We start from the raw sequence: 4,364 nt of genomic DNA, 5'->3' as shown, positions 1-4,364 counted from the left end.
GGCTGGATGTCCTTCACCGCCAGCGGCAGCGGGTTGGAGAGCGAGGCGTAGTCGGGAAACTCGAGCGTGAGCGACTTTTGCAGCCCCGCGCGTTCGCTTGCAATCGCAACGATCCGCGCGCGGCTGCGCTGCTCGGCCGCGACGTCCCGCTGCGCCGATTGCTTCGACACCGCGGTGATGATCGCCTTGTCGAGCGCCTCGGCCTCGGCCGCGAGATCCTGATCCCGACGCACCAGCTCGGCGAGCCGATCGCTGCCGGCGGCCAATCGCACCGCGAGCTTGTTCACGGCAGAGGCGGCGGAAGATTGCGTGCCGCGCTGGATCGCGCCGAGCGCGTCATCGAGCGCTCCGTCGCCGGGCAGCAAAGTTTGCTGGCGCGCAGCGAACAGAACCGGCAGCACGGTGCGCAGCTGCGCGCGGTTGGCGGCAAGCGTCTTCTGCGCAAACGGCAAGGCCTCGGCGGTGCGGCCTGACACCTGAAGGAAATAAGCGAGATTGCTGGTCGAGGTCACGACATCGGGATGATCCACCCCGAGCGCCCGCTCGCGGATGGCAAGCGCGCGGCGATAGAGCGGCTCGGCCTCGGCATAGCGCTGCTGGTGCTCGTAGAGCCCGGCGAGATTGTTGAGCGAGCGCGCCACGTCGGGATGATCCGGGCCCAGCACCTTTTCGCGGATCGCGAGCGAGCGCTTGATCGGCGCTTCGGCATCCGCGTCGCGGTTGAGGTCGCGATCGACCTGGCCGAGATTGTTCAGGACGGTGGCAACCGCGGGATGCTCGGGCCCGGCGGCCTTCTGATAGATCGCGAGAGCCCGCTGAAACAGCGGCTCGGCGTCGGCAAAATGCTCCTGCTTCACGTAGAGCGTGGCGAGATTGTTCAGGGCCTGGCCGACATCGGGATGCTCGCGCGACAGCGCCTTTTCGCGAACGGCCAGCGCACGCTTGAACAGCGGTTCGGCTTCGGTGAAGCGGCTCTGCCGCTGATAGAGCGCGGCGAGATTGTTCAGGAGCGGCGCAATCTCGACGCTGCCCTGACCGGTCCCCTTCTCCATCAGCGCGATGGCGCGTTTGTAGAGCGGCTCGGCCTGATCGTCGTGGCCCTGGTCGGCGTAAATCTGCCCGAGATTGTTGAGCGCCGCGGCGAGGTCGCGGTTGTTGCTGGTCTTCTCGAGCGAGGCCACCATGGCCTGCGCCAGCGGCAGCGCCTCCGAATATTTGCCGGCGCTCCGGAGCGCATTGATGCGCCCGCTCTGCGCCGACAGATCGCTCTTCTGGGCAAGGCCGGGCGTGGCAAGCGACGTGGTGATCGCCAGCGCCAGACCCGCAGCCAATGCCAAACGACGACGCGCCATGAACCCTCTCGCTGCGAGCCTTGAGACCTGACCGTCTTGGGTCGCAGCGATGGGTCGCGGCGTTCAAATTGTTGCGTTCTAGTCCATCTTCATGCGCGCTTCGCCAGCGAGGCGGACCAGCATCTTGCGCAGCGACGTGCCGTCCGTCACCCGCTCCGGGAAGTCCAGCCGCAGCGCGGTCTGGCCGTCCTGCATATCGAGGCCTTCCGGATCGCAGCCGGTGCAGCGCCAGTCCCCCGCGGCAGCGCCAAGGAGCTTTGTCGCATAGAGGCCCATGGCGTCGCGATGATCGGCATTCATATGCGCGACCGCCCCCTCCTCCGCTGCCAGCAGATCTTCGGCGCCGGAGAGGTCCGTGAGGAACTGGGCGGGCTTGAGATCGACGATCCGGCCGAAGCCGGCGACCAGATGAGTTCCCGTGGGGCGGATCCGGAAAAAAGAGAAATCCTTAAAGGAAACAAAGCCTTCCGCCGACGGATGCGCATTGAGATAACGTCGCTGGAGCAAATCCCTCGCGGCATCAGCCTGCTCCGCCCGGCCGGACAGCATGATCCGGGCGCCTTCCAGCGGATCGCCCGCCGCCCGCTCGTCCAGCATCAGGGAGACCCTGCTGTCGGCGAGAAGGTTCCTTGTATGCACGGCGAGGCCCGAGATCAGCAGGATGGGGGAACCGTCGGGATGGCTGGCCAGATTGACCAGGGAACAATAGGGGTCGCCGCTGCCGGCCATGAGAGTTGCCAGCGCCCCCTGCCGCGATCGCCGCAGCAGGGATTTGGCGAGCTTTGCGGGGTCGAAATCAGGGGTCGGTTGCATCGGCTTTCTCGGCTCAGGTGGTTGCAAGGGAGGCCTTTTTTCGGGTAAACGGGGGCCTGGTTATGGGTCGACATGCGGCGAATCTGCCGCGTTTCGTGGAACTTGGTCACACTTCAGCCCAGCTTGCATTGCTCGGTGACAAGGTTCGAACGCCGACATCGGCACCCATGTATGCGGCGCATCAGTGGATTGCTCGCCGTTTCAAGCCACGACCCAAACGGAAAGCAGAAAGCAGAGGCTCATGCCCACAATCGCTTTGGTCGACGACGACCGCAACATTCTCACATCCGTCTCGATCGCGCTGGAAGCCGAAGGCTACCGCATCATGACCTACACCGACGGCGCTTCCGCGCTTGACGGTTTCCGCACCACCCAGCCCGATCTCGCCATCCTCGACATCAAGATGCCGCGCATGGACGGCATGGAGACGCTGCGCCGGCTCAGGCAGAAGTCCGACCTGCCGGTGATCTTCCTGACCTCCAAGGACGAGGAGATCGACGAGCTGTTCGGCCTCAAGATGGGCGCCGACGATTTCATCCGCAAACCGTTCTCGCAGCGTCTCCTGGTCGAGCGCGTCAAGGCGGTGCTGCGCCGCTCGGCGCCGAAGGACCCGACCGTCGCGCCGAAGGAGAACGACGCCAAGGCGCTCGACCGCGGCCTGCTGCGCATGGATCCGGAACGGCATACCTGCACCTGGAAGAACGAGCCGGTGACGCTGACCGTCACGGAATTCCTGATCCTGCAGGCGCTCGCGACCCGGCCCGGCGTGGTGAAGAGCCGCAACGCGCTGATGGACGCGGCCTATGACGACCAGGTCTATGTCGACGACCGCACCATCGACAGCCACATCAAGCGGCTGCGCAAGAAGTTCAAGGTGGTCGACAACGAGTTCGAGATGATCGAGACGCTGTACGGCGTCGGCTACCGCTTCAAGGAAGCCTGAGGCGCGAGGCGCCTTCACGAAAGACTGAGAGCATCGCCGGTTCTGATTTCATCGGGACCGGGATGGCTCTAGGATGCGGGGACCATTGCCACGAGCTGTCCTAACGCGGGCGTAAGCATTGCTTGACCGAACGCAGCCTGACGAGAACCAGAGCGCCGGGGAGATCACATCCGACGGCGTTCCGGAGCAATTTGCCGAAGACAAGCCGCAGGGCTTCCGACCGCTGAACTGGCTCAAGCGCGCCGGGCAATTCTTCTTCGCGCTGTCCTTCTCCAGCCTGACCCGCCGCATCGTCTCGCTCAATCTCGCCGGCCTCGTCGCGCTGGTGGCGAGCATCCTGTATCTGTCGCAATTCCGCGCCGGACTGATCGACGCGCGGGCGCAGAGCCTCCTGGTGCAGGCCGAGATCATCGCCGGCGCGATCGCGGCCTCCGCCACGGTGCAGACCAACGCCATCACCATCGATCCCGACCGGCTGCTCGACCTCAAGCCGGGCGAGACCTATGGCGGCTCGGACGAGTACTCGCCGCTGGACTTCCCGATCAATCCGGAGCGCGTGGCGCCGGTGCTGCGCACGCTGATCTCGCCGACCAAGACGCGCGCCCGCATCTACGATCCGAACGGCAGCCTGCTGCTCGACAGCCGCAACCTCGAAAACGTGCTGCGCCTCGACCTGCCGCCGCCGGCGGAGAAGCCCGGCTTCGTCGAGCGCGGCATGGTCGCGGTGCGCACCTGGCTGAACCGCGGCGACCTGCCGCTCTATCGCGAGCTCGGCCCCGAGAACGGCAACGGCTATGCCGAAGTGGGCGATGCGCTCCAGGGCCAGAAACGCTCGATGGTGCGGGTCAATGCCCGCGGCGAGGTGATCGTCTCGGTCGCGGTCCCGGTGCTGCGCTCGCGCGCGATCCACGGCGCGCTGATGCTGTCGACGCAAGGCGACGACATCGACCAGATGGTCACTGCCGAACGCCTCGCCATCCTGAAAGTCGGCGGCGTCGCGGCCGCCGTCATGATCATGCTGTCGCTGCTGCTTGCGAGCACGATCGCCGGGCCCGTGCGCCGGCTTGCCGACAGCGCCGAGCGCGTCCGCCGCCGCATCAAGGCCCGCATCGAGATCCCCGATTTCACCCGCCGCCGCGACGAGATCGGTCATCTCTCCGGCGCCCTGCGCGACATGACGAGCGCGCTCTACAGCCGCATCGAGGCGATCGAGATGTTCGCCGCCGACGTCGCCCACGAATTGAAGAATCCGCTGA

General features: G+C 65.9%; 4 protein-coding genes. 2 read left to right on the top strand and 2 right to left on the bottom strand.

What is annotated here, in order from left to right; translation table 11 throughout:
- A partial coding sequence (locus IC66_RS0134650) for a tetratricopeptide repeat protein (protein WP_038950721.1) occupies positions 1 to 1,352 on the bottom strand: 1,352 nt, incomplete at its 3' end.
- Between the two features lie 78 nt (positions 1,353 to 1,430).
- Entirely contained in the window at positions 1,431 to 2,165 is a 735-nt protein-coding gene (locus tag IC66_RS0134645) for a HugZ family pyridoxamine 5'-phosphate oxidase (protein WP_038950720.1), read from the bottom strand.
- Between the two features lie 241 nt (positions 2,166 to 2,406).
- On the opposite strand from IC66_RS0134645, the gene IC66_RS0134640 reads away from it, so the two are divergent.
- Together IC66_RS0134640 and IC66_RS0134635 are read left to right on the top strand one after the other, a co-directional pair.
- A complete protein-coding gene (locus IC66_RS0134640) occupies positions 2,407 to 3,108 on the top strand; it encodes a response regulator transcription factor (protein WP_008542552.1) in 702 nt (233 codons plus the stop codon).
- 118 nt (positions 3,109 to 3,226) lie between these two features.
- Positions 3,227 to 4,364, top strand: a 1,138-nt coding sequence (locus IC66_RS0134635) for a stimulus-sensing domain-containing protein (protein WP_038950719.1), incomplete at its 3' end; no start/stop codon positions are given.

This window comes from Bradyrhizobium genomosp. III (assembly GCF_000261705.1).
GTDB classification, from domain to species: Bacteria; Pseudomonadota; Alphaproteobacteria; order Rhizobiales; family Xanthobacteraceae; genus Bradyrhizobium; species Bradyrhizobium ottawaense.
This window is presented reverse-complemented; position numbering and strand designations above follow the sequence as displayed.